Annotated in this window: 4 protein-coding genes; all 4 read left to right on the top strand. The window is 71.6% G+C overall.

Annotation, left to right across the window (positions count from 1 at the left end; genetic code table 11):
* Positions 1 to 282 precede the first annotated feature (282 nt).
* Complete coding sequence (locus tag AB0I76_RS23445; protein WP_357039219.1) at positions 283 to 906, top strand: hypothetical protein; 624 nt, start codon at positions 283 to 285, stop codon at positions 904 to 906.
* Between the two features lie 153 nt (positions 907 to 1059).
* Positions 1060 to 1521, top strand: a complete 462-nt coding sequence (locus AB0I76_RS23440; protein ID WP_357039216.1) for a DUF948 domain-containing protein — start codon at positions 1060 to 1062, stop codon at positions 1519 to 1521.
* Between the two features lie 25 nt (positions 1522 to 1546).
* A complete protein-coding gene (locus AB0I76_RS23435) occupies positions 1547 to 1852 on the top strand; it encodes a hypothetical protein (protein WP_357039213.1) in 306 nt (101 codons plus the stop codon).
* A partial coding sequence (alaS, locus tag AB0I76_RS23430; protein ID WP_357039210.1) for an alanine--tRNA ligase occupies positions 1849 to 4346 on the top strand: 2498 nt, incomplete at its 3' end. The genes AB0I76_RS23435 and alaS, both read left to right, overlap by 4 nt.

The following is a 4346-nucleotide window of genomic DNA, read 5'->3' as shown; positions in this document are numbered from 1 at the left end:
CAGGACGACCGGTCGACGGGACGCGCCGCCCCACCGCACCGCGAGCCCGGCCGTCCGGAGCCGTCCGGTGTCTCCCCGGTCCCGCCACCTCCGGGCCGTCCCGCCGAGCCGGCGGTGGCGCGTGCCGCCGTCGTGCCGCACCCCACCGGCCCGGTCCGGCCCGCTCCGGATGGCGGGGACGCACCCGCGCTGCGCCGGGCCGCCGGCCCGGGCGGTGTCGACGACGACACGCCCGCCGAGGCTGGTGGGCTGCGCGGTGCCCGGTCGGAGCTGCGCCGGCAGATGCGGGAGAAGAAGCGACTGCGGCTGGGCGTGCTCGTCCTGGTCAGCGTGGTGCTGCTGGGCGCGATCCCGCTCTTCTTCGGTCTGCGTACGCTCAGCCGCGACCCCGTCTTCGACTCCCTCGACGAGCTGGACGTGCCGAGCTGGGCGACGGTCCGGACGGTCGACGACGTCAGTGGCAGCCGTTGGTGCCTGCTGGACTGTCGGCTGCGCGAGCGCACCGTCACCTCGGAGCGCCCGCCGGAGGAGACTGCCCAGGCGTACGAGGCGGCGCTGTCCCGGGACGGCTGGCAGCGGTGGAAGGTGGCCCGGTGCCCCGAGAAGGAGGAGAAGGGCAGCTACACCTGCTGGCGGCGGGACGAGCTGACCCTCGACCTCTGGGTACGCGAGCCGACCTGCGTTCCGCCGCCGGTCGAGGGCGAACCGGCTGCCGTACCGGCGCCCGCCCCGTCGGCCGCAGCGCAGGAGTGCGCCGGCTCGTTGGTGTCGGTGAAGGTACGTAACGCGATCGACGACGAGCGGACCCGGCCCCAACCGAGCACCGACCCGTCACTCACCGGCGAGGATCCTTTCCCGACGCTCAGCGAGGATCCGCTCGGCGAGCTGACACCCTCACCGTCCTGAGCCGGTTTTCCTCACGGACGGTAGGGTCTGGGGCTGGCAGGCCCGCCTGCTCCCGCTGACCCGGCACGGGTCGCCGAGCGGTGCCAGTGGACGAGACGATCGCGTGAACCGGCGAGACCGGTTGCCGCGTAACTCTGTTTGAGGAGGACAGGCGTGGAGTTTGGAGAGGTCGCGGCCCTGATCGCGGCGATCGCGTTCGCGATGCTGGTGTTGATCCTGACGCTGCCCATCCTGCGGCTGCGGCACACCGTGGACGCCGCCACCCGGATGATCAACGACCTCAACGACCGCAGCGCCCCGCTGCTCGGCGACGTCAACACCACGGTGAAGAACGTCAACGTCGCGCTGGAGCAGGTCCAGACGTCGCTGGACGGTGTGAACCTCCAGCTGGCCAAGGTCGACACCATGACGAGCCACGCGCAGAACGTGACCGCCAACATCGCGAACCTGGCCACCGTCGTCTCGGCCGCCGCCGCGAACCCGCTGGTGAAGGTGGCGGCCTTCGGCTACGGCGTCCGCCGTGCCGCGGCGTCCCGCCGGCACGCGGAGACCGAGCGCGAGGTGCGCGACGTGATCAAGCAGCAGCGTCGCGCCGCCCGGCGCGTCAACCGCTGACCCCGCCGGAACAGGAGGCACGAGCATGAGACGACTGTTCTGGCTGGGCATCGGCCTGGCGGTCGGCGTGGTGGTGGTCCGCAAGGCGACCCGCACCGCCCAGTCGTACACCCCGGCCGGCATCGCCAGCACCCTGTCGCAATCCGCTGGCGGGCTGGTGGAGGAGCTGCGTAGCTTCGTGGAGGACGTCCGGATCGGGATGGCCGAACGCGAGCAGGAGATCCACGCCGCGTTCGCCCAAGGCGAGGCGTTCGACGACCAGTTCGCCGAGTTGCGGGAGGACCCGCGCATCGGCGACCGAGAAATCTTTCCGGAGGAACACCAGCGATGAAGACGGCGGAGATCAAGCGGCGGTACCTCGCGCACTTCGAGGCGAACGGCCACGCCGTGGTGCCGTCCGCTCCGCTGCCCGCCATCAGCGACCCGAACCTGCTGTTCGTCAACGCTGGCATGGTTCAGTTCGTCCCCTACTTCCTGGGGCAGCAGACGCCGCCGTACCGCCGGGCCGTCAGTGTGCAGAAGTGCATCCGCACCCCGGACATCGACGAGGTCGGCAAGACCAGCCGGCACGGCACGTTCTTCCAGATGAACGGCAACTTCTCCTTCGGTGACTACTTCAAGGACGGGGCGATCCCGCTCGCCTGGGATCTGGTGACCAGGTCCCAGGAGCAGGGTGGTTTCGGCCTGGACCCGGAGCGGGTCTGGCCCACCGTCTACCTGGACGACGACGAGGCGTTCGAGATCTGGCGCTCGGTCGGCGTGCCGGTCGAGCGGATCGTCCGCCGGGGCAAGGCCGACAACTTCTGGTCGATGGGCATCCCCGGCCCGTGCGGCCCCTGCTCCGAGTTGTTCTACGACCGGGGCCCGGAGTACGGCCGCGAGGGTGGCCCGGCGGTCGACGAGGACCGCTACATGGAGTTCTGGAACCTCGTCTTCATGCAGTTCGAACGCGGTCCGGGCACCGGCAAGCAGGACTACCCGATCCTGGGGGACCTGCCGGCGAAGAACATCGACACCGGCATGGGCCTGGAGCGGATGGCGTCGATCCTCCAGGGTGTCGACAACCTGTACGAGATCGACGAGGTCCGGCCGATCCTGGACCGGGCGGCGGAGCTGACCGGCAAGCGTTACGGCGCCCAGTCCGGCCACGTGGCCAGCGAGTCGCACCCGGACGACGTCCGCCTGCGGGTGGTCGCCGACCACGTCCGCACCGCCCTGATGCTCATCGGCGACGGCGTGACCCCGAGCAACGAGGGTCGGGGCTACGTGCTGCGCCGGATCATGCGCCGGGCGATCCGTGCCGTGCGGCTGCTCGGCTGGCAGGAGCGGGCGCTGCCCGAGCTGCTGCCGGTGGCCCGGGACTGCATGGCCCCGTCGTACCCGGAGCTGGCCACCGACTTCGACCGGATCGCCGACTACGCGTACGCGGAGGAGGAGGCGTTCCTCTCCACCCTGCGCGCGGGCACCACGATCCTGGACACCGCGATCACCGAGACCCGGACCGCCGGGGGTAAGGCGCTGTCCGGGGAGAAGGCGTTCCAGCTGCACGACACGTACGGCTTCCCGATCGACCTGACCCTGGAGATCGCGGCCGAGCAGGGCCTGACGGTCGACGCCGAGGGCTTCCGGCGGCTGATGGCCGATCAGCGGTCGCGGGCGAAGGCCGACGCGCAGGCGCGCAAGACCGGGCACACCGACCTGTCGGCGTACCGGTCGGTGCTGGACGCCGGCGGCCCGGTCACCTTCACCGGCTACGGCGAGGTGTCCCGGGAGTCGACCGTCCGGGCGGTGCTCGGCGTCGACGGCCCCCGGCAGGCGGCGGTCGAGGGCGACACGATCGAGCTGGTGCTCGACGCCACCCCGTTCTACGCCGAGGGCGGTGGGCAGCAGCCCGACCAGGGCATGATCACGGTGGGCGGCGGCCAGGTCGAGGTCCTCGACGTGCAGCAGCCGGTTCCCGGGCTGATCGTGCACCGGGCCCGGGTGGTACGGGGCGAGGTGCGTGCCGGTGAGACCGGGTACGCCGAGATCGACACCAGCCGCCGGCGGGCGATCTCCCGGTCGCACACCGCGACCCACCTGGTGCACCAGACGATGCGCAACTTCCTCGGCGAGTCCGCCACCCAGGCCGGTTCGCTGAACGCGCCCGGCCGGCTGCGGTTCGACTTCAACACCCCGACCGGGGTGTCGCCGAGCGTGCTGCGCGACGTGGAGCAGCAGGTCAACGAGGTGCTCCTCGCGGACCTGGAGGTGCACGCCTTCATCACGTCGCTGGAGGAGGCGCGCCGGATCGGCGCGATGGCGCTCTTCGGCGAGAAGTACGGCGAGGAGGTGCGGGTCGTCGAGGTCGGTGACTACGCGCGGGAGCTGTGCGGCGGCACCCATGTGGCCCGCTCCGGCCAGCTCGGCCTCGTCAAGATCCTCTCCGAGGCGTCGATCGGCTCCGGCGTCCGCCGGGTCGAGGCGCTGGTCGGCATGGACGCGTTCAACTTCCTGGCCCGCGAGCACCTGCTGGTCTCCCGGCTCGCCGAGCTGTACCGGGTGCCCAGCGAGCAGGTCGCCGACCGGGTCGAGCAGACCGTGACGCAGCTGCGGGACGCGGAGAAGGAACTGGAGAAGCTGCGCGCGCAGCTCGTCCTCGGCGGCGCGGCGGCCCTCGCCGCGCAGGCCAAGGACGTACGCGGGGTCGCGTACGTCGGCACCGAGGCCCCGGAGGGCGCGGCCGGCAACGACGTGCGGACCCTCGCCCAGCGCCGGCCAGATCGACTTCAACGGCCTCGTGTCCCAGAACGCCATCGCCGACCTCGGCGAGTTGCTCGACGCAC

This window comes from Micromonospora sp. NPDC049799 (assembly GCF_040656655.1).
Classification (GTDB): Bacteria; Actinomycetota; Actinomycetes; order Mycobacteriales; family Micromonosporaceae; genus Micromonospora.
This window is presented reverse-complemented; position numbering and strand designations above follow the sequence as displayed.

Excerpts from the sequence above, each read along its gene's own strand:
- AB0I76_RS23435 (WP_357039213.1), top strand. The coding sequence starts at position 1,547 with ATGAGACGACTGTTCTGGCTGGGCATCGGCCTGGCGGTCGGCGTGGTG.
- AB0I76_RS23445 (WP_357039219.1), top strand. The coding sequence starts at position 283 with ATGCGGGAGAAGAAGCGACTGCGGCTGGGCGTGCTCGTCCTGGTCAGC.